Source organism: Afipia sp. GW823-FHT06G09 (assembly GCF_058794875.1).
In genome coordinates, this window is the sequence record NZ_JBXAHF010000004.1 from 38,408 (window position 1) to 59,030 (window position 20,623).

The 20,623-nt window shown below is 61.6% G+C and carries 17 protein-coding genes; 14 read left to right on the top strand and 3 right to left on the bottom strand.

What is annotated here, in order from left to right; genetic code table 11:
• Positions 1-71: 71 nt before the first annotated feature.
• The 6 genes from AC1Q67_RS17050 to eda all read left to right on the top strand — a co-directional run bounded on the left by AC1Q67_RS17050 (position 72) and on the right by eda (position 6,113).
• Positions 72-1,397: an ABC transporter substrate-binding protein gene (locus AC1Q67_RS17050; RefSeq protein ID WP_024573896.1), complete on the top strand. Its 1,326-nt coding sequence runs from the start codon at positions 72-74 to the stop codon at positions 1,395-1,397.
• Positions 1,398-1,519: 122 nt separating this feature from the next.
• Positions 1,520-2,476 carry a carbohydrate ABC transporter permease gene (locus AC1Q67_RS17055; protein ID WP_492237120.1) on the top strand — a complete coding sequence of 319 codons (957 nt, stop codon included), beginning with the start codon at positions 1,520-1,522 and terminating at the stop codon, positions 2,474-2,476.
• Between the two features lie 87 nt (positions 2,477-2,563).
• A complete protein-coding gene (locus tag AC1Q67_RS17060) occupies positions 2,564-3,475 on the top strand; it encodes a carbohydrate ABC transporter permease (RefSeq protein ID WP_492237119.1) in 912 nt (303 codons plus the stop codon).
• A 41-nt stretch (positions 3,476-3,516) separates the two neighbouring features.
• Positions 3,517-4,500: a D-erythronate dehydrogenase gene (gene denD / locus AC1Q67_RS17065; protein WP_492237118.1), complete on the top strand. Its 984-nt coding sequence runs from the start codon at positions 3,517-3,519 to the stop codon at positions 4,498-4,500.
• 18 nt (positions 4,501-4,518) lie between these two features.
• The gene (locus AC1Q67_RS17070; RefSeq protein ID WP_492237117.1) at positions 4,519-5,457 is read left to right on the top strand and encodes a sugar kinase; all 939 of its coding nucleotides are present in this window, start codon (positions 4,519-4,521) and stop codon (positions 5,455-5,457) included.
• Positions 5,454-6,113, top strand: coding sequence for a bifunctional 4-hydroxy-2-oxoglutarate aldolase/2-dehydro-3-deoxy-phosphogluconate aldolase (gene eda, locus AC1Q67_RS17075; RefSeq protein WP_034461840.1), 660 nt, complete (start codon positions 5,454-5,456; stop codon positions 6,111-6,113). Before AC1Q67_RS17070 ends, eda begins: the two co-directional genes overlap by 4 nt.
• A gap of 195 nt (positions 6,114-6,308) precedes the next feature.
• Here eda and AC1Q67_RS17080 read toward each other — a convergent pair whose 3' ends face one another.
• The 3 genes from AC1Q67_RS17080 to AC1Q67_RS17090 all read right to left on the bottom strand — a co-directional run bounded on the left by AC1Q67_RS17080 (position 6,309) and on the right by AC1Q67_RS17090 (position 10,445).
• A complete protein-coding gene (locus AC1Q67_RS17080; protein WP_492237116.1) occupies positions 6,309-7,898 on the bottom strand; it encodes a gamma-glutamyltransferase family protein in 1,590 nt (529 codons plus the stop codon).
• Positions 7,899-8,032: 134 nt separating this feature from the next.
• The gene (gene oxlT, locus AC1Q67_RS17085; RefSeq protein ID WP_024573903.1) at positions 8,033-9,319 is read right to left on the bottom strand and encodes an oxalate/formate MFS antiporter; all 1,287 of its coding nucleotides are present in this window, start codon (positions 9,317-9,319) and stop codon (positions 8,033-8,035) included.
• 127 nt (positions 9,320-9,446) lie between these two features.
• A complete protein-coding gene (locus tag AC1Q67_RS17090) occupies positions 9,447-10,445 on the bottom strand; it encodes an NADP-dependent oxidoreductase (protein ID WP_492237115.1) in 999 nt (332 codons plus the stop codon).
• Positions 10,446-10,684: 239 nt separating this feature from the next.
• On the opposite strand from AC1Q67_RS17090, the gene AC1Q67_RS17095 reads away from it, so the two are divergent.
• The 8 genes from AC1Q67_RS17095 (at position 10,685) to AC1Q67_RS17130 (ending at position 20,533) form a co-directional block, all read left to right on the top strand.
• Entirely contained in the window at positions 10,685-12,271 is a 1,587-nt protein-coding gene (locus AC1Q67_RS17095) for a B12-binding domain-containing radical SAM protein (protein WP_492237114.1), read from the top strand.
• Between the two features lie 45 nt (positions 12,272-12,316).
• On the top strand, positions 12,317-13,504 hold the full coding sequence (locus AC1Q67_RS17100; protein WP_492237113.1) for a BaiN/RdsA family NAD(P)/FAD-dependent oxidoreductase: 1,188 nt from the start codon (positions 12,317-12,319) through the stop codon (positions 13,502-13,504).
• A gap of 175 nt (positions 13,505-13,679) precedes the next feature.
• Positions 13,680-14,849, top strand: a complete 1,170-nt coding sequence (locus tag AC1Q67_RS17105; RefSeq protein WP_492238160.1) for a glycosyltransferase — start codon at positions 13,680-13,682, stop codon at positions 14,847-14,849.
• Entirely contained in the window at positions 14,849-15,730 is an 882-nt protein-coding gene (hpnC, locus tag AC1Q67_RS17110) for a squalene synthase HpnC (protein ID WP_492237111.1), read from the top strand. Before AC1Q67_RS17105 ends, hpnC begins: the two co-directional genes overlap by 1 nt.
• A gap of 1 nt (position 15,731) precedes the next feature.
• Positions 15,732-16,589: a presqualene diphosphate synthase HpnD gene (gene hpnD, locus AC1Q67_RS17115; RefSeq protein WP_492237110.1), complete on the top strand. Its 858-nt coding sequence runs from the start codon at positions 15,732-15,734 to the stop codon at positions 16,587-16,589.
• Entirely contained in the window at positions 16,589-17,848 is a 1,260-nt protein-coding gene (gene hpnE / locus AC1Q67_RS17120; RefSeq protein ID WP_492237109.1) for a hydroxysqualene dehydroxylase HpnE, read from the top strand. The genes hpnD and hpnE overlap by 1 nt, the downstream gene beginning before the upstream one ends.
• Positions 17,849-17,870: 22 nt before the next feature.
• A complete protein-coding gene (shc, locus tag AC1Q67_RS17125) occupies positions 17,871-19,844 on the top strand; it encodes a squalene--hopene cyclase (RefSeq protein WP_492237108.1) in 1,974 nt (657 codons plus the stop codon).
• Entirely contained in the window at positions 19,841-20,533 is a 693-nt protein-coding gene (locus AC1Q67_RS17130) for a phosphorylase (RefSeq protein ID WP_492237107.1), read from the top strand. Before shc ends, AC1Q67_RS17130 begins: the two co-directional genes overlap by 4 nt.
• Positions 20,534-20,623: the final 90 nt, after the last annotated feature.

Below are 20,623 nucleotides of genomic sequence, written 5' to 3' on the forward strand. Positions count from 1 at the left end.
CGTTTCACTAAAATCATAGCCAACAGCCGGCCGTCACAACCAAGAGCCGGTACAACAGGGAGACGAAGCTTATGGATAAATTTATGCCAAATCGCCGTTCGCTGCTCAAAGGTGGCGCATCGGTGCTCGCCGGCGCGGCGACGGTTTCGGCGGATCAGCTGCTCGGCTTTGCCAAGGCCTGGGCGCAGACCACGCAGTGGAAGCCTGAAGCCGGCGCCAAGATCAACCTGCTGCGCTGGAAGCGGTTCGTTGAGGCCGAGGACAAGGCCTTCATGGACATCATCGCAGCCTTCACCAAGGCCACGGGCGTCGAGGTCAACGTTTCCAACGAATCCTACGACGACATTCAGCCGAAGGCTTCGGTCGCGGCCAACACCGGGCAGGGCCTCGACATGGTCTGGGGCCTGTATTCGCTGCCGCACCTGTTGCCGACGAAGTGTGTCGACGTGAGCGACGTTGCCGACTATCTCGGCAAGAAGTACGGCGGCTGGGCCGACTCGGCCAATGCCTACGGGAAGGACAAGAACGGCAAGTGGATCGGTATCCCGGTCGCCTGCACCGGCGCGCTGATGAACTATCGTATCAGCTCGATGGAGAAGGCCGGCTTCAAGGAGTTCCCGAAGGACACGGCGGGTTTCCTCGAACTGTGCAAGGCTCTCAACAAGAACGGCACCCCGGCAGGCATGGCCCTCGGCCACGCTTCGGGCGACGCCAACACCTGGCTGCACTGGGCGCTGTGGACCCATGGCGGCTATCTCGTCGACAAGAACGACAAGGTCATCATCAACTCGCCCGAGACGATGAAGGCGCTGGAATACGTCAAGGCGCTCTACGGCGAATTCATTCCCGGCACGGCCTCGTGGAACGACTCGTCGAACAACAAGGCGTTCCTTGCCGGCCAGTTGCACGCGACCTGCAACGGCATCTCGGTTTATGTCACCGCCAAGCGCGAGGCGAAGAACATCGCCGAAGACATGAATCATGCTTACATGCCGATCGGCCCGGCCGGCAAGCCGACCGAACTGCATCTGCCATTCACGATGCTGACCTTCAACTTCACGAAGTTCCCGCAGGCGTGCAAGGCGCTGACCGCGTTCATGATGGAGGCCGACCAGTTCAATCCGTGGCTGACGTCTGCGTCAGGCTATCTGTCGCCATTCCTCAATGGCTACGACAACAATCCTGTCTGGACGTCGGATCCGAAGAACACGGTGTACCGTGACGTCGCCAAGCGCACCCTGACGCCGGGTGGTCTTGGTACGCTCGGAGAGAACGCCGCAGCGGCGATCGCGGACTTCCTGGTCGTCGACATGTTCGCGAACTACTGCACCGGCCGTGAAGACGCGAAGGGCTCGATCGCCTTCGCCGAGCGTCAGGCCAAGCGGCTCTACCGCTGATAAATGGAACATCGCCGGCGCGGAACCTTCGCGCCGGCGCTTTATCGATCGGCCATCTGCGCGTATCCTGTCCGCTAAACTGGTTTCCACTTTTGCGGAATGCGCGACAAGGGTTTGGAACCATGACCACGATTCCAGCAACCGTCTCCGCCAAGCCGTATGTCAGCTCGCAATCCGCTTGGCAGCGTCTTGTGACGAACCGCAACTGGATCGCACTGTGGTTCATGTTGCCGGCGGCGGGCTTCCTGATCCTGTTTCTGGCTTATCCGCTCGGTCTCGGCATCTGGATGAGTTTCACCGATGTTCGCATCGGCCGCGCCGGACAGTTCATCGGTATCGAGAACTATGAATGGTTGTGGGAGGACGGCGTCTTCTGGCTGTCGGTGTTCAACACGCTGGTCTACACGATCGTCGCCAGCGCCATCAAATTCGCGCTCGGACTTTATCTTGCGCTGCTGCTTAACCGCAGCATGCCGTTCAAGGCGCTGATCCGCGCCGCCGTCCTGATCCCGTTCATCGTGCCCACAGTTTTGTCCGCGATCGCATTCTGGTGGATCTACGACTCGCAATTCTCGATTATTTCCTGGTCGCTCACCAAGATGGGCTTGATCCATCAAAACATCAATTTTCTGGGCGACTCCACCTGGGCGCGTGTGAGTGTCATCATCGCCAATATCTGGCGCGGCGTGCCGTTCGTCGCCATTACGCTGCTCGCAGGTTTGCAGACGGTGTCACCATCGCTCTATGAGGCCGCGACTCTCGACGGCGCGACCAACTGGCAGCGTTTCCGCTATATCACCTATCCGCTGCTGACGCCGATCATCGCAGTTGTCATGACATTCTCGGTGCTGTTCACCTTCACCGATTTCCAGTTGATCTGGGCGCTGACCCGCGGCGGCCCGGTCAACGCCACGCATCTGATGGCGACGTTGAGTTATCAGCGCGGTATTCTCAGCGGCCGGCTCGGCGAGGGCGCGGCGATCGCAACCGCAATGATTCCGTTCCTGCTCGCGGCCATTACCATCTCGTGGTTCGGCATGCAGCGGCGCAAATGGCAGCAGGGGTCCGACAATGACTGATGACGTCGCGCCGCTGAAGCCTTTGGTTTTGCGCGGTCGGGGCAAGCCCCGCGCGCGCATGGCGCAAATGGCAGCAAGGATCTGACAATGACCGATCACGCAGCACATCGGCCAGCCGCGACAGCGCAGTCGTCGACCGACAACAGCGAGGGCATGAGCTATCTCGAGACACTGCCCAGCAAAATCGTGACGCTCTACATTCCGCTGTTCATCATGGTCGTCATCTTGCTGTTTCCGTTTTACTGGATGGCGCTGACCTCGATCAAACCCGATGAACAGTTGATCGATATGGAGACTTACAACCCGTTCTGGGTTGTGAAGCCGACCTTGAAGCATATCCAGAAGCTGCTGTTCGAGACGCAGTATCCGCGCTGGCTGTGGAACACGATGTATGTCGCTGCTGCGGCGACGTTCATCTCGATTGTCGCCAGCGTGCTGGCGGCCTATGCCATCGTTCGCCTCCGCTTCAAGGGCGCCAATGTCGTCAGCGCCTCGATCTTCCTGGCGTATCTCATCCCGCCGTCGATCCTGTTCATTCCGCTGGCGTCGGTGATCCACTCCTACGGACTGTTCGATTCCCCGCTGTCGCTGATCCTGGTGTATCCGACACTGCTGATTCCGTTCTCAACCTGGCTCCTGATGGGTTACTTCAAGACCATTCCGTATGAGCTGGAGGAGTGTGCGCTGATCGACGGCGCCAGCCGCTGGCAGATCCTGACCAAGATCGTGCTGCCGCTTGCGGTGCCCGGGCTGATCTCGGCTTTCATCTTCTCGTTCACGCTCTGCTGGAACGAGTTCATCTACGCGCTGACTTTCCTGTCCTCGACGCAGAACAAGACGGTGCCCGTTGCCATCGTGAACGAATTCGTCGACGGCGATATTTATAAATGGGGATCGTTGATGGCAGGCGCGCTGGTCGGCTCACTGCCGCTGGTCATTCTTTACGCGTTCTTCGTGGAGCACTACGTGTCCGCCATGACCGGCGCGGTCAAGGAATAGACTTCGACATCAAGAAGAGACTCCAAAGAAGGGCGAAGGCTTTGCATATTCTGGTTCTCGGCGCGGCCGGCATGGTCGGGCGCAAACTTGTCGATCGGTTGCTCCGCGACGGCAGGCTCGGAAAGTCCGACATCACCCGCATGACGTTGCAGGACGTTGTCGCCCCGGCAAAGCCGAATACCTCCATTCCCGTCGAGACGGTGACCTGCGACGTCGCGGATCAGGCTGCGGTGACCAAACTGGTGGCGGCAAAACCGGATGTGATTTTCCATCTCGCAGCCATTGTCTCGGGTGAGGCTGAAGCGGACTTCGACAAGGGCTATCGCATCAATCTCGACGGCACGCGTTATCTGATCGACGCCATCCGCGCCATTGGCGGCGGCTACAAACCGCGCGTGGTGTTTACGTCGTCGATTGCGGTGTTCGGTGCGCCATTCCCAGAAAAGATCGGCGACGAGTTCTTCACCACACCGCTGACGAGCTATGGCACCCAGAAGGCGATCGGCGAGCTTCTGGTTTCCGACTACTCCCGCAAGGGCCTGCTCGACGGCGTCAGTATCCGTCTGCCGACCATTTGTGTGCGGCCCGGGCTGCCGAACAAGGCGGCATCCGGCTTTTTCTCCAACATCATCCGCGAGCCGCTGGCCGGCAAGGAAGCGGTTCTGCCGGTGTCCGAAGATGTGCGCCACTGGCACGCATCGCCGCGCTCCGCAGTCGGCTTCCTGCTGCATGCCGCGACCATGGACACCGGCACCATCGGTCCGCGCCGGGCGCTCAGCATGCCGGGACTTTCGGTGACGGTTGGTGAGCAGATCGCCGCGCTGACGCGCGTGGCAGGGCCGAATGTGACGGCACGGATCAAGCGCGAGCCGGATCCGACCATTGTCGGCATCGTGGCCGGCTGGCCGCGCGATTTCGTCACCGATCGCGCGCTCAAACTCGGTTTCACCACGGCCGAAAAGACCTTCGATGACATCATTCGCATTCATATTGAAGACGAACTCGACGGTTCATTCGTGTCCTGACAAAACGCCGGTGCAGCGATGACAACTGTCGCCTGCATTGGCGAATGCATGATCGAACTTTCGCAGGGCGCCGGTGGTCAACTGACGCGTAGTTATGGCGGCGATACCCTGAACACGGCGGTGTATCTCGCGCGTCTTGGCATGAGTGTGGACTACATCACCGCGCTGGGGACCGACCCGTTCAGCGACGAAATGGTCGAGGCCTGGAAGGGCGAGGGCGTTGGCACCGCGCATGTCGCGCGCGTCGATAGCAAGCTGCCGGGTCTTTATGTGATCAGGACCAGCGAGACCGGCGAGCGATCGTTCTATTACTGGCGGGAGAACGCTGCGGCGCGGATGCTGCTCGATCTGCCGCAGACCGATGCGATCCTGGCGGCGCTGGCGAGTTATGACCTGATCTACCTCTCAGGTGTCACGCTGTCGCTCTATAGCCCCGATGGCCGTCAGCGGTTGATCGATGCGCTTGGAAACGCGCGCAGGGGTTCCACCCGGGTGGCGTTCGACACCAATTTCCGCGTGCAAGGGTGGCCGGTGCTGGATACCGCGCGTCAGGTCTATCGCGACGTCCTTGCGGTCGCCGATATCGTGCTTGCGTCGGTCGATGATCTCACGCCGTTGTTCGGAGCGCGGATGCATGGCGAACTGATCGACCGGATGGCGGCGCGTGAGGTTGTGCTGAAACTTGCAACGCCGGGCAGTGTTGTCAGGCATGATGGCGTGGAGCATAGCGTGAAGGCGGAGCCGGTCGGCAAGGTGGTGGACACCACGGCGGCGGGTGACAGTTTCGCCGCCGCCTATCTTGCTGCGCGGCTGAATGGAGCAACGCCGGTCGAGGCGGCGCGGGCCGGGCATCGGCTGGCGGGTGTGGTGATCGGCCATCGCGGCGCGATCATCCCGCGCGCCGCGATGCCGTCTGACGGGGCGGCCAGCGTGGCAGGGATGGAGCGATCGTCATGACGGGCATGTCAGGCTCTGAGAGACAGGCCGCGCTGGAGAAGATCCTGATCCCGGCGCGCATTATTCCGGTGCTGACCATCGCCCGTGTCGAGGACGGCGTGCCGCTCGCCCGCGCACTGGTGGCGGGCGGCGTGAAGACTCTCGAAATCACATTCCGCACCGACGCGGCGGCCGATGCGGCCAGGGCAATCATTGCCGAGGTTCCGGAGGCCGTTGTCGGGATCGGCACCGTGCTGAGCGCGGACGACCTGCGGCGCGCGCAGATAATCGGTGCGCGGTTCGCCGTCAGCCCCGGTGCGACGCCCGAGTTGCTCGACGCCGCGGCGGCGAGCGACCTTCCGCTGTTGCCGGGTGTCGCCACCGCATCCGAGCTGATGCAGGCGCGGGCACGCGGATTCGATCTGCTGAAGTTCTTTCCCGCCGAGCAATCCGGCGGCATCCCGATGCTGCGCGCTCTGGCCGGACCGTTTCCCAGCACACGCTTCTGCCCGACTGGCGGGGTCAGCGCCGCCAACGCCGCGACATGGCTGGCCGAGCCGAATGTGATCGCAGTCGGCGGGTCGTGGCTATGCCCGGCATCGGACGTCAAGGCGGGGAACTGGGAAGTTATCACCGGGCGCTGTATCGACGCGATGAAATCGCTGCGGCGAAGGTAGCCTGTCTTCACCTCTAGATTTTGCTTGTGAAAGATTGCCCTCACCCCAACCCTCTCCCCGCAAGAGCGGGGCGAGGGAGTTGCGAAAACTGAGTCCGATGAGCGGGTTACGATTCAAATCTCACGCCGGGGCTGAATCTTGGCATGATGTTTTGCGTGAGGATGAGGTGCCACGCTTAAGCGACTCATCGGACTCTTAAAATCCCATCGCCGCGCCATCGCTGCGGGGATCGGTGGCGCCCTCGAACATTCCGTCAGCATGGCGCACGACAGCGCCCGCATGACCCATAGTCGACGTGAAAGCCGGCAGGATCTCGATGTCATGGCCAGCGTCGCGCATCGCTTGTACCACCGCCGGATCGAAGCGGTCTTCCAGCTTCAGCGTCACCGTGGCATCGCCCCATGTCTTGCCGAGCAGCCAGCGCGGCGCAGTGATCGCCGCCTGCAGGCCCTGTCCGTACATGGCGTAGCGGCTGAACACGGCAGACTGGCTCTGCGGCTGACCTTCGCCGCCCATGTTGCCGTAGACCATGCGGCGGCCGTCGTTGAACAGCGCCATCGCCGGATTGAGGGTGTGGAACGGCTTGCGGCCGGGGCGCAGCGAGCGCGGACCGTCGCCATCGAGCAGGAAACTCGAGCCGCGATTCTGCCAGACGATGCCGGAATTCTCCAGCACGCAGCCCGAGCCGAACTCGAAGTAGATGCTCTGGATAAAACTGACGGCGATGCCGTCCTTGTCGATGGCGCCCAGCCACACGGTATCGCCGGGATTGACGGGCACGGGCCAGGGCAGCGCGCGCTTGCGGTTGATGTTGGCTGCAAGCCCATCCAGAATTTCCGATGTCAGATAGTGCTCGGCCTTTTCCGTCATCAGTGCCGGATCGCCGACAACGCGGTCGCGCACCAGGAACGCCTGCTTGGTGGCTTCGACGATGCCGTGAAGATATTCGAAGGTTTCCGCCTGCTTGATGCCGAGCCGCTCGAAGATCGCAAGGATCATCAGCGAGGCGAGACCCTGCGTCGGCGGCGGAAAATTATAGAGCGTCGCATCCTTGACCGCGACAGAGAGTGCGTCACGGCGCTGCGCCTTGTGGGCGGCGAGATCGGCGAGGGTGACCGGCGAGCCGCAGCGCGCCAGATCGGCTGCGATCTCCTTCGCCAGCGCGCCGGTGTAGAAATCCATCGGGCCGTCCTTGCCGAGCCGCTTCAGCGTCGCGCCCAGCGCAGGCAGCTTCATAAGCTCGCCTTCCTTCGGAAGCTTGCCATCGAACAGGAACGTGTCGACAAAGCCCGGCGAGTCTTTCAGCTCAGCCAGCTTGGTCTCGGTCAGTTCCTGCTGTGTCGCGGTGACGGCAAAACCGTTCTCGGCAGACCACACTGCGTCTTCAACCAGCCGGGAGAGGGGGAGTTTGCCGCCCATTTCCTTGTTGATCGCGATCACTTCGGCCCAGCCGGAGAGCGTGCCTGCAACGGTGTTGGCGGCGAGCGGACCGCGCGGGGGAATAGCCGACAGGCCCTTGCCCTTGTAGAATTCGACCGTTGCGGCTTGTGCCGCCGCGCCGCAGCCGTCCACTGCGATCGGTGGCTTGCCGCCGGCGGAAATCAGCCAGAAGCCATCACCGCCGATCGAGTTCATGTGCGGATAGACCACTGGCAGGCTCGCTGCCATCGCCAGAGTGGCCTCAATGGCATTGCCGCCTTCGCGCAGCACGCGCAGTCCGGCCTCGGAGGCGAGATGATGCGGCGAGGTTACCATGCCGCGGAGGGAGCGAGGCGTATTCAGCATTGGTCGTATCCATGGTCCAGCGTTGATGCGCCAGCAATGGACGCGACGCTCTATGTAAGTGAATACTTCACTTTTGGCAAACCGCAAAATGCCCGGTTTTCACCGGGCATTTTGGCGTGGATTTGCTAAGAAACCTATTCGGCGGGGGCAGCCAGAGGTATGCCGGGTGCGGCGTGCCCGAACCAGGCCATTCGCCATGGTTTCAAGACGAACAGGGCGAGCAGGCCGGTCAGCACATCCATGACGATGATCAGGCCGAAGACCGGCATCCAGCTCCCGGTGGATTCACGGATCATTGCTGCAACCGGGCCGCCGAGCACAGAACCGATGCCCTGGGCCATGTAGAGAAACCCGTAATTCGTGGTCGCGTTCTTGGTGCCGAAGGTGTCGGTCAGGGTGGAGGGGAACAGCGAGAAGATCTCGCCCCAGCCAAAGAAGACGATGCCCGACAGCAGCACGAACGCAAGCGCGTTGTCGCGGAAGGCGACCATCAATGCGATGGCGATGCCTTCGAAGATAAACGCGAGGCCCATCGTATTCTCACGTCCGATGCGATCCGACACCCAGCCGAAGAATGGCCGGGTCAGTCCATTGGTGATGCGATCGATGGTGAGTGCGAGCGGCAGTGCCGCCAGACCCCAGACCATCACATTGGCGACTCCAAAATCCTTGGTGAAATTTGCGAACTGCGAAATCACCATCAGCCCGCCGGTGGACATCATCGTCATCATGATGAACATCAGCCAGAAGATCGGTGTCTTTAACATCTGCTTCGGTTCGTAATCGACGGCCGAGGTTGCGACCTTGATCGAGGTCGCCGCTGCCGCGGTCTCTCCGGCTTTGGGATTGCGCAAACCGAGCGCGGCCAGAAGGCCAACGGCGCCGAGAATGATGCCGAAGGTGATCAGCGTCGACTGATACGTCGAACTCTTCAGCATGGCGTCGATCGGGAACGTGGTCAGGATAGCGCCGAAGCCATATCCGGCGGCAACCATCCCCGTGGCGAAACCGCGCCGGTCCGGGAACCAGCGCACCATCAGGCCGACGATGCCAACATAAACGATGCCGGTGCCGATGCCGCAAAACAAGCCATAGGTTGCATAAAGCGCGGTCAGCGATGTTGCATAGGCCGAGAGTACCCATCCCAGTCCGCTCAGAACGGTGCCTGCGGCGATCAGGAGCTTTGGTCCGAAACGGTCGATCAGCCAGCCTTGTGCTGGCGACAGCCATGTTTGCAGGACGATCAGCAACGAGAAGGTGATCTGGATCGCGGGAAGCGTTGCGCCTGTTGTGGTCTGGAAGGATTTGACGAACAGCGTCCAGACATATTGCGGGCTGGAGATCGCCATCATCGCGATGACGCCCAGCAACAGTTGAATCCAGCGCGCGTTGCTTGTCTTGAGATCGGTGGTGAGACTCATGCCGGTTTTCTCCATGTTTGGAGAAAACACAGCAATGTACGTGCCACTCACCTCATCGGCGTTATGCGTTTGTGCGGTGGTGACACATGCATTTTTGAACGGAATGGAACTTCGGTCGAAGTGGTCGTTACACCTTGACCATCCGCTTGCCGCGGTTCTCGCCGGCCAGAAGTCCGATCAGCGCCTTTGGCGTGTTTTCCAGGCCGTTGATGATATCTTCCTGCACCTTGATCTTGCCGGCCTTGACCCATGCCTGAAGATCGGCGAGCGCGGCCTCGCGCTGGTCGTTGAAGTCGGTGAAGATGAAGCCCTGCACAGTGAGGCGTTTAACCACGATCAGTCCCGGCACGCCACGCGGGCCATGAGCGGGCGGGGTGCCGTCATAGGCGGAGACCGCTCCGCAGCAGGAAATGCGGCCGTGCTGGTTCATCTGAGGCAGGCAGGCCTCGAAAATATCGCCGCCGACATTGTCGAAGTAGACATCAATGCCGTTCGGCGCGGCGGCCTTCAGCGCCTTGAACACCGGCTCGGCCTTGTAATCGACGGCTGCATCGAAGCCGAGTTCAGAGACCAGCCAGTCGCACTTCTCCTTGCCGCCCGCGATGCCGACCACGCGGCAGCCCTTGATCTTGGCGATCTGGCCGACGAACGAGCCGACCGATCCGGCCGCTGCGGATACCACAACGGTTTCCCCGGCCTTCGGCTTGCCGACATTGAGCAGACCGAAATAGGCGGTGAGACCCGCGACGCCGTAGACGCTCAGCAGATTTGTGATCGGATCGATGCGCGGTACTTTGACCAGATTCTTGGCGCGCACCACGGCATAGTCCTGCCAGCCGGTATCGCCGAACACCAGATCGCCGGGGGCGAAGCCGGGTGCACTGGACTTCACCACTTCAGCAATCGCACCGCCCGCCATCACGGTATTAGCCTCGACGGCGGCGCGATAGGTCGCACCCTGCATCCAGGCCCGGTTGGCGGCGTCGAGCGAGATGTAAAGCACCCGCAACAGGACCTCGCCGTCCTTCGGCTCGGGAATGGCGGCTTCCGCCATTTTGAAATTCTGCGGCAACAGCTTGCCGGTGGGCTTTTCGACCAGCAAGATCTGGCGATTGGTCTGTGTCATGGGGCTCTCCTCCGCAGGGCGCGTGTCTTTTTGTCCCGCGACGATAGCAGCCTTTGATAAGGGATTGGAACCGGAGGAACCAAACCGTTGAACGAAGGTTGTTCTTGGAATGGTCCGCAGCTTGCTTATCTGAGTATGGCTGCGCTGAGCGCGGGTCTGCTTCCTCGGAAGCGCCCTAATCTCACCGGAATTATGGCCCGTTCTTAGCGCAACTGCACATCTCGAGAGCAGGGGGCCTGATGAGAGACGTGGTAAGTCCTTCCCTTCGCCGTATCCTTTGTGTTTTTCCCAGATATTCCCCCTCATTTGGCACTTTCGAATACGCATACCCCCTGACCGACGGCGTTCAGGCTTTCATGCCCCCGCAGGGCCTGCTGCTGATCGCGGCCTCGCTTCCGGCGGGCTGGGAGGTCCGTTTTCTTGATGAGAACATCCGGGCGGCGACCGATGAGGACTTCATCTGGGCCGACGCGGTGTTCGTCAGCGGCATGCATATCCAGCGGCCGCAGATCAACGACATTTGCCGGCGGGCGCATGCACATGATCTTGCGGTGGCGCTCGGCGGTCCCTCGGTCAGCGCGTGCCCGGAATATTATCCGGACTTCGACTACCTGCATGTTGGCGAACTCGGCGACGCAACCTACGAGTTGTTCCGGCGTCTTGGGCGGGATTCCGCGCGGCCTGACCGGCAAGTGGTGCTGACCACGAAAGAGCGCCGCGAGATGTCGGAGTTTCCGCTTCCCGCCTATGAGCTGCTCCCGCTCAATAAATACTTCATCGGCAGCATCCAGTTCTCGTCGGGCTGTCCCTATCAGTGCGAATTCTGCGACATCCCGGCGCTTTACGGCCGCAACCCGCGCCTCAAGTCGCCGGAGCAGGTGATTGCTGAACTGGATAAAATGCTGGAGTGCGGTCTCGCCGGTGCGGTTTACTTCGTCGACGACAATTTCATCGGCAACCGGAAAGCAACGCTGGATCTGCTGCCGCATCTGGTCGAATGGCAGAAGCGCAATGGATATTCGATTCAGTTCGCCTGTGAGGCGACACTGAACATCGCCAAGCGTCCAGAAATCCTGTCGCTGATGCGCGACGCTTATTTCACGACATTGTTCGCGGGAATCGAAACTCCGGACCCTGATGCGCTCAAAGCGATGTCGAAGCAGCACAATATGATGGTGCCGATCCTGGAGGGCGTGCAGACGCTGAACAGCTACGGACTGGAAGTCGTGTCCGGCATCATTCTCGGCCTCGATACCGACAAGGTCGACGCGGGCGAGGGCATTCTCGAATTCATCGACCAGTCCCAGATTCCGCTGCTGACCATCAATCTGCTGCAGGCCCTGCCGCGCACGCCGCTGTATGACCGGCTGAAGCGCGAGGGTCGTCTGATCGAGGACTCCGACCGGGACTCCAATGTCGATTTCTTCCTGCCTTACGATCACGTCGTATCGACATGGCGTGAATGCATGGGCCGGGCCTATAAGCCGGAGAAGCTGTTCGCGCGGTTCGAGCATCAGGTGCGCGAGACCTATCCGAACCGCTTCCAGCCGCCGAACAGCAAGCAGCGTCTGTCCTGGCGCAACATCAAGCGCGGCATGACGATGCTCTCCAACATCATCTGGCATGTCGGGATGAAGAGCGACTATCGCCGCGAGTTCTGGAAGTTCGCATGGCCGCGCCTGAAAACCGGCGATATCGAGCGCGTCATCAGCGTTGGTCTGGTCGCGCACCATCTGATAGTGTTCGCCCGGGACGCCTCAAGCGGGCAGCAGAATGCATCGTATTATTCGACCAGATTGCGGGACATGCCTGTCGCCGCTGAATGATGTGCGCATGACGGCTGCGCCGGCCGTCCTGCCGTCAGAACATTCATGAAACAGCCATCGGTTTACGACGTCGTTGTCCTCGGCGGAGGCGCGGCGGGTTTGATGTGCGCCGGCATTGCCGGTGGCCGCGGCCGGCGCGTGGCTGTGATCGAGCAGGCGAAGCGGCCCGCCGAGAAAATTCGCATTTCCGGCGGCGGCCGCTGCAATTTCACCAACCTGCACACCACGCCCGCGAACTTCCTGTCCCGCAATCCGCATTTCTGCAAATCCGCGCTGAGCGGATACACCCAGCACGATTTCATCGCGCTGGTTGAGAATCACCGCATCGCCTATCATGAGAAGACGCGCGGGCAATTGTTCTGCGACGACTCCTCGCAGCGGATCATCGACATGCTGCTCGATGAGTGCGCCGCCGCAGGTGTGACGCTGTATCCGGGCACAAGGATTTCAACAGTCGCAAAGGGTGAGGGCGGATTCTCCATCGTCACCGATCGCGGCGAGATTCGCGGGCAATCGCTGGCGATCGCCACAGGCGGTCCTTCGATTCCGAAAATGGGATCGAGCGGTATCGGCTACAAAATCGCCGAGCAGTTCGGCCTCAAGATCATCCCGCCGCGCGCAGGACTGGTGCCGCTGACGTTCGACGAAGCGCTGCTGGCGCGGTCAAAGGATCTCGCAGGTGTCGCGGTCGATGCCGTGGTGAGTTGCGACGGGGTGCAGTTTGACGAGGCGATGCTGTTTACCCACCGCGGATTGAGCGGTCCGGCGATCCTGCAAATTTCATCCTATTGGCGCGACGGCGATGACATTCAGATCGATATGGTGCCGGGCATCGATGTGTTCGCGGCGCTGAAAGAATTGCGGCGCGATCATCCTCGCCAGGAGCTGGCGACCGGGCTTGCGCGGCTATTGCCGTCGCGGCTTGCGCAGAGGATCGCAGAGGCAGGCGGTGGAGTGTCGCGAATGGCGGACATGTCCGACCGCCAATTGCAGACGGTGGCTGCGCTCGTGAACCGGTGGCAGGTGACGCCGCGCGGGACCGAAGGCTACCGGACAGCGGAGGTGACGCTGGGCGGGGTCGACACGGCAGAACTGTCGTCAAAGACTTTTGAAACGAGATCCGTCCCGGGATTGTTTTTTATCGGCGAGGTGATCGACGTCACCGGCCATCTTGGCGGTTTCAATTTCCAGTGGGCCTGGTCATCGGGGTTTGCCGCCGGTCAGAATGTGTGACGGGTTCCCCGAAACCGTCGGGGCGTGTTTTGGGCGCCAAACACGCCAATAAACAACTGAAATTACAAGAATATTTCATCTCAATGGAGGATTGTCTTAAGGGCCGCGAACCTGCTAATCGACTGCGGCGGAGGCCCACCGTTGCCGCCGTCCCAAACCTGCTCGCGAGCCCGAATTGTCCGCTGAAATACCATTGGTCACCGCTGCCGTAGCCTTGGCGATCTGGGTCTATCTGATTGTGGCCCGGGGCGACTTCTGGCGAACGCAGAAGTTCGATGACCTTGCGCCTGCGCCCGGCTTCATGACCTGGCCGCCGATCGCCGTCGTCGTGCCGGCACGCGATGAGGCTGCGGGCGTCGGCGCCTGCGTGACCTCGATCCTGAGCCAGTCCTATCCCGGCACGTTGTCGATGATCCTGGTCGACGATCAAAGCCAGGACGGCACCTCGCAGATCGCAAGCAATGCTGCGGCAGCGATCGGCGCATCGGATCGCCTCACGGTGCTGCAAGGCCGCCCGCTGGCGCCCGGCTGGACCGGCAAGCTCTGGGCGGTCAAGCAGGGGCTCACGCTGGTCGAAAGCAGCACGGCGCAGCCTGAATATGTTCTTCTGACGGATGCTGACATCGTTTACTCCGGTGATGTGCTGATGCGGCTGGTGGCCCGCGCACAGAACGAAAAACTCGCGATGACGTCGATCATGGCGACGCTCCGCTGTGAGAGCTTTGCCGAAAAGTATCTGATCCCGGCCTTCATCTTCTTCTTCGGAATGCTTTATCCGTTCGGCTGGGTGCGCAGCCGCACGCGTTCGACTGGCGCGGCGGCAGGCGGCTGCATTCTTGCGCGATGGGACGCGCTGAAGAACGCCGGCGGCATCGACGCCATTCGCGGATCGCTGATTGACGACTGCGCGCTCGGGGCGCGGCTGAAGACGCAGGGACCGGTGTGGCTCGGTTTCTCGCAGCACGTCAAAAGCGTTCGGGCGTCGGATACCGTCGCTGATGTCGGGCGGATGATTTCGCGCTCGGCCTATGCGCAGTTGCGCTATTCGCTGGTGCTTCTGATCGGCACGATCATCGCGATGAGTGTCGTGTTCCTCGCACCGGTCCTTATCGCGCTGTTCGGTCACGGTCTTGCGGCGGTATTTGCGGCGGCCGCGTGGCTGCTGATGGCGCTCGCGTTCCAGCCCACGCTGCGGTACTATGGGCAGTCGGCTCTTTGGGGACCGGCGCTTCCCGCAATCGCAGTCGCTTACATGGTGTTCACGGTCAACTCCGCGATCCAGCATTTTCAGGGGCGTGGCGGAATGTGGAAAGGCCGCGCTCAGGCACAGGTGTCCAGTTCGTAATGACAACAGCAGGCGAATTGCGTTCAGGCAAAGGCCACAAGGACGAGAACTTCCCGGTCGCGTCGTGGATCATCCATCCTCGCCACCGGGCGCTGATCCTTGCGTTCTACAATTTCGTGCGCACCGGCGACGATGTCGCCGATCACGCGACGCTGCCCGCGCAGGAGAAGCTTGACAAGCTCGACCTGCTGGAAGCCGAACTGCTCGGCAAGGGCGATACCCAGCCGGAGGCAGTGACGCTGCGCCGTGCGTTCGCCGAGCGTGGCATGTCGCCGAAGCACGCACAGGATCTGCTGAACGCATTTCGTCTCGATGTCACCAAGCTGCGCTATGAGAACTGGGATGAAGTGATCCATTACTGCTCGCTGTCGGCGATGCCGGTCGGCCGCTTTATGCTCGACGTTCATGGCGAAGACCGTTCGACCTGGGCAGCGTCCGACGCAATCTGCGCCGCTTTGCAGATCAACAATCATCTGCAGGATTGCGGCAAGGATTATCGCAATCTCAATCGGGTCTACATCCCGCGCGATGTGCTGGCGGCCTCGGGCGCCACCGTCGAAATGCTTGGCGAAGCGCGCTCCACCCCCGCGCTGCTGAAATGCCTGCATGCGCTGGCGCGGCGCACTGAGACCCTGCTGCATGAGGGCCGGTCGCTTCCAGGCGAGATCAAGGACACCCGGTTCGCTCTGGAGGTTTGCGTGATCGATGCCTTCGCCGATAGGATCGTCAACCTGCTGAAAGTGCGCGATCCGCTCAGCGAGAACGTCCATCTCTCAAAGGGGCAGATGGCGGGCGTCGCGCTGTCCGCCATGGCGAGCGGGCTGTTCCGGCGCATGACGGGGCAGGCCCCACGTCCCGCCAGCACCGGGCGCGTGATCTGACATGACCTCAACGAGCAGCACAGCGCCGCACGCAGCCGCGCCGGAAGCGAATGTACAGGGCGTCGCCTCGGGTAGTTCATTCTACGCGGCGATGCGTATCCTGCCGCGCGAACAGCGCGATGCGATGTTCTACATCTACAGCTTCTGCCGTCAGGTCGATGACATCGCCGACTCCGATGGTCCGCGCCCTGAACGCCTCAAGGCGCTGGATCAATGGCGGCGCGATATCGATGCGCTTTATGCCGGGAAACCACCTCAACATCTGCGCGACTATGTGCCGTCGGTAAAGCAGTTCGGTCTGCGGCGCGAAGACTTCATCGCCATCATCGATGGCATGGAAATGGACGTTCCCGCCGACATCCGCGCGCCCGACGCGCGGACGCTCGATCTCTATTGCGATCGCGTCGCGAGCGCAGTGGGGCGGCTCTCCGTGCGGGTGTTCGGCCTCGGCGAGGAAGACGGAATTTTGCTTGCGCATCATCTCGGCCGCGCGCTCCAGTTGACCAACATCCTGCGCGACATTGACGAAGATGCCGGGATCGGCCGGCTTTATCTGCCGCGCGAAAGTCTCAACGCCGCCGGGATCATGTCCAACGATCCATTGGTGGTTGCATCCGATCCGCGGCTGCCGCGTGCGTGTGAAGGCATTCTGAAGCAGGCGCGAGACCATTTCGCCAAGTCGAACGACATTATGGCGCGCAACTCGCGCCGTGTTGTTCGCGCGCCGAAAATCATGTCGGAATATTATCACGCGATCCTCGAAAAGCTCGTGGAGCGCGGCTTCGCGCTGCCGCGCAAGCCGGTCAAGCTCAGCAAGGCCACCAAGATTTTCATTCTCATTCGGTACGCATTCATCTGATGGCAAAAGCACATATCATCGGTGCCGGGGTTTCCGGCCTGTCCGCGGGCGTTCGGCTCGCGAATGCAGGATTCGAGGTTCACGTCCACGAGGCGACGCAGCAGGCCGGTGGCCGCTGCCGCTCCTATTACGATGGCGCGACCGACATGGTCATCGACAACGGCAATCACCTGCTGCTGTCGGGCAATCTTCACGCGCGCTCCTATGCGCTGGCGATCGGAAGCGAGGACGGTCTCGTTGGGCCTGAGCGCGCGCAATTCGATTTTATCGATCTGAAAGCGGGCAAACGCTGGATGCTCGATCTTGGCAACGGACGCATTCCGACGTGGCTGTTCGACAAGTCGCGCCGCGTGCCTGACACGGGTGTGGGCGATTATCTCGCGTTGGCTCCGCTCGCCTGGGCCGGCAACGATGCACTGATTGGCAACACGATCAAATGCGAGGGCAAGCTTTATGAGAGGCTTGTACAGCCTTTGATGCTCGCGGCGCTGAACGTCGATCCGCCGGATGGCTCCGCAGGCCTCGCTGGTGCCATCGTGCGTGAGACGCTGCTGGCTGGCGGCAAGTCATGCCGCCCACTGATCGCCCGCGAAGGCTTGAGCACGGTGCTGGTCGATCCTGCAATCAAGCTGATCCGCGAGAAGGGCGGAACGGTCAACCTTGGCCACGAACTGCGTCAGGTGCTGATGGCCGGCGAATCCATCTCGATGCTGGAATTCGTCGACGACACGATTGCTGTCGCGCCCGGCGACGTTGTCGTGCTCGCGGTTCCGCCGCGCTCGGCGGCATCGATCCTGCCGGGACTCAAGACGCCGACCAAGTTCCGCGCCATCGTCAACGCGCATTTCCGTTACGATCCGCCGGACAACATGCCGCCGATGATGGGTGTGATCGGCGGGCTGATCGAATGGCTGTTCGCATTTCCGCAGCGGCTGTCCATCACCATCAGCGATGCCGATCGGCTGGTGAATGTGCCCCGCGAGCAGCTTGCCCGCGATATCTGGCGCGACATCTGCAAGGCCGCGGGCATCAGTGACGAAGTGGCGGAAGGCCCGTTGCCGCCGTGGCAGATCGTGCGCGAGCGCCGAGCCACATTTGAGGCAACTCCGGAACAAAATGCCATGCGTCCAGGGACGGTCACCGAGTGGAAAAACCTGTTCCTCGCGGGCGACTGGACTGATACGGGACTGCCAGCGACCATTGAAGGGTCGATCCGCTCTGGCGATAGGGCTGCCGATATGGCCCTGAGAATGCAGTAAAATCAGCATTTTACGGAGTTCCATGACTCTCCTCGAAGACCATAAGGCCGATGCTGCGCCGAGCGCGCCAGCCCTCGAAGACAGCATCGCGGCAGCGAGCCGCGCTCTGCTGAACCATCGCAAGCCCGACGGCCACTGGGTGTTCGAGCTTGAAGCCGACGCCACGATTCCGGCGGAGTATGTCCTGCTGCGGCACTATCTGGCCGAGCCGATCGACACTGCGTTGGAAGCCAAGATCGCGAACTATCTCCGCCGTATCCAGAACGAGAATGGCGGCTGGTCGCTGTTCTACGGCCACGAGTTCGATATGAGCGCCAGCGTGAAGGCTTACTTCGCGCTGAAGATGATCGGTGATTCGCCCGATGCGCCGCATATGAAAAAGGCGCGCGAGGAAATGCTTCGCCGCGGCGGCGCGATCAAGAGCAACGTGTTCACCCGCATCATGCTCGCGCTGTTCGGCGTCGTGACATGGCGCGCGGCGCCGATGATGCCGGTGGAGATCATGCTGCTGCCGCGCTGGTTTCCCATTCACCTGACCAAGATTTCGTACTGGGCGCGCACCGTGATCGTGCCGCTGCTGGTGCTGATGAACAAGAAGCCGCGCGCGCGCAATCCGCTCGGCGTCGGTATCGATGAACTGTTCCTGGAAGACCCGAAGACGATCGGCATGTCGGCGAAGGCGCCGCATCAGAGTCAGCTCTGGTTTACGGGCTTCAATCTTCTCGACAAGATCTTGCGCGTTGTCGATCCGCTGTTCCCGAAAGCCCCGCGTCAGCGCGCCATCGACAAGGCCGTGGCGTTCGTCACCGAGCGCCTCAACGGGGTTGACGGTCTGGGTGCGATTTTCCCGGCGATGGCCAACACCGTGATGATGTACGATCTGCTCGGTTATCCGAAGGATCATCCGCATTATGTGCTGGCGCGGCAGTCGATTGAGAACCTGCTCGTCATCAAGGACGACGAGGCTTACTGCCAGCCCTGCGTGTCGCCGATCTGGGACACCGCGCTGACCGCGCACGCCATGATCGAGGTTGGCGGTGAGAAGGAGGTCGCCTCTGCGAAAGCCGCGCTGGAATGGCTCAAGCCGAAACAGGTGCTCGACGTCGAGGGCGACTGGATCGAGAAGCGGCCGGGCGTGCGTCCCGGCGGCTGGGCCTTCCAGTACAACAACGCGCATTATCCCGATCTCGACGACACCGCTGTCGTAGTCATGGCGATGGACCGGGCACGCGGCACGCTGAACGCTGGCACCAAGTTCGACGAGTCGATCGCGCGCGGCCGCGAGTGGATCGACGGCCTGCAAAGCAAGGACGGCGGCTGGGCGGCGTTCGACGCCGACAACCTCGAGTACTATCTCAACAACATTCCGTTTTCGGACCATGGCGCGCTGCTCGATCCGCCGACCGAGGATGTCACCGCGCGCTGCGTCTCGATGCTGGCGCAGCTTGGCGAGACGGTGAAGACCAGCGAGCCGCTGGCGCGCGGGGTCGAGTATGTGCGCCGGACGCAATTGCCCGACGGCTCATGGTTCGGACGCTGGGGCGTCAACTACATCTACGGCACATGGTCGGTGCTCTGTGCGCTGAACGCCGCCGGTGTCGATCATGCGGACCCGGTGATCGCGAAGGCTGCCGACTGGCTGATCTCGATCCAGAACAGCGACGGCGGCTGGGGCGAGGATGGCAACAGCTACCGGCTCGATTACCGAGGCTATGAGAAGTCTGATTCGACCGCCTCACAGACGGCCTGGGCCACGCTGGCCCTGATGGCGGCCGGGAAGGTGGACCATCCCGCGACTCAGCGCGGTATCGCCTATTTGATTCAATTCCAGGGCAAAGACGGGCTTTGGAGCGAGCCGCAGTACACCGGCGGCGGGTTCCCACGTGTGTTCTATTTGCGATACCACGGATATTCTAAGTTCTTCCCCTTGTGGGCGCTGGCGCGGTATCGAAATTTGCGCAATACTAACAGTCGCTTCGTGGGGATCGGAATGTGATTATAGGCGCGGGCGGGGACGCCGCACACGACGGGCTGCCAGTCCTGATTGTTACTGGCTTGAAACAGGAGGCCCGCATCGCTGCCGGCCCCGGTCTCACCGTCATCTGCAGTTCAAGCAATCCAGTACAGCTCCGCGAAATGATGACGTCGTTCGATCCGGCGAGCATTCGCGGCATCGTGAGCTTCGGCGTCGCCGGCGGTCTCAATCCCTCGCTCAAGTCAGGTGACGTCGTTGTCGCTTCTCATATCGTGACCGCGAAACGGCGCTGGTCGACCGAGGCGTCGCTGACGGAGAATCTCGTCGCATTGCCGGCGAAACGCCGCCGCTCGATCGTTTCTGGCGTCCTTGCCGGTGTCGAAGAGGTCGTGACAGGTCAGGTGGCCAAGGCTGCGCTGCGCGCCACCACCGGCGCCGATGCGGTCGATATGGAGAGCCATATCGCTGCGAGATATGCCGAGTACAACGGCCTGCCGTTTGCGGCGGTACGCGTGATCAGCGACCCGGCGCATCGTGCGTTGCCGGAACTGACGATGAATGCCATCAAGCCGAACGGCAGTGTCGACATGTGGAAGGTGATGCGCGGCATCGCGCGCAACCCGAAGACGATTCCGCATCTGATTTCGACGGGGCGCGACTTCAGCCGTGCGCTGCGCTCACTGAAGGGCTGCCGCGAGGCATTGGGCTGATTTCCCGAACTACGGTCTAAGTCACGTTCGCTTCACCTCTCCCGTTGGGGGGAGGGAGTTCGATCATGCCTGCATCGCAGGCGCTTCCAT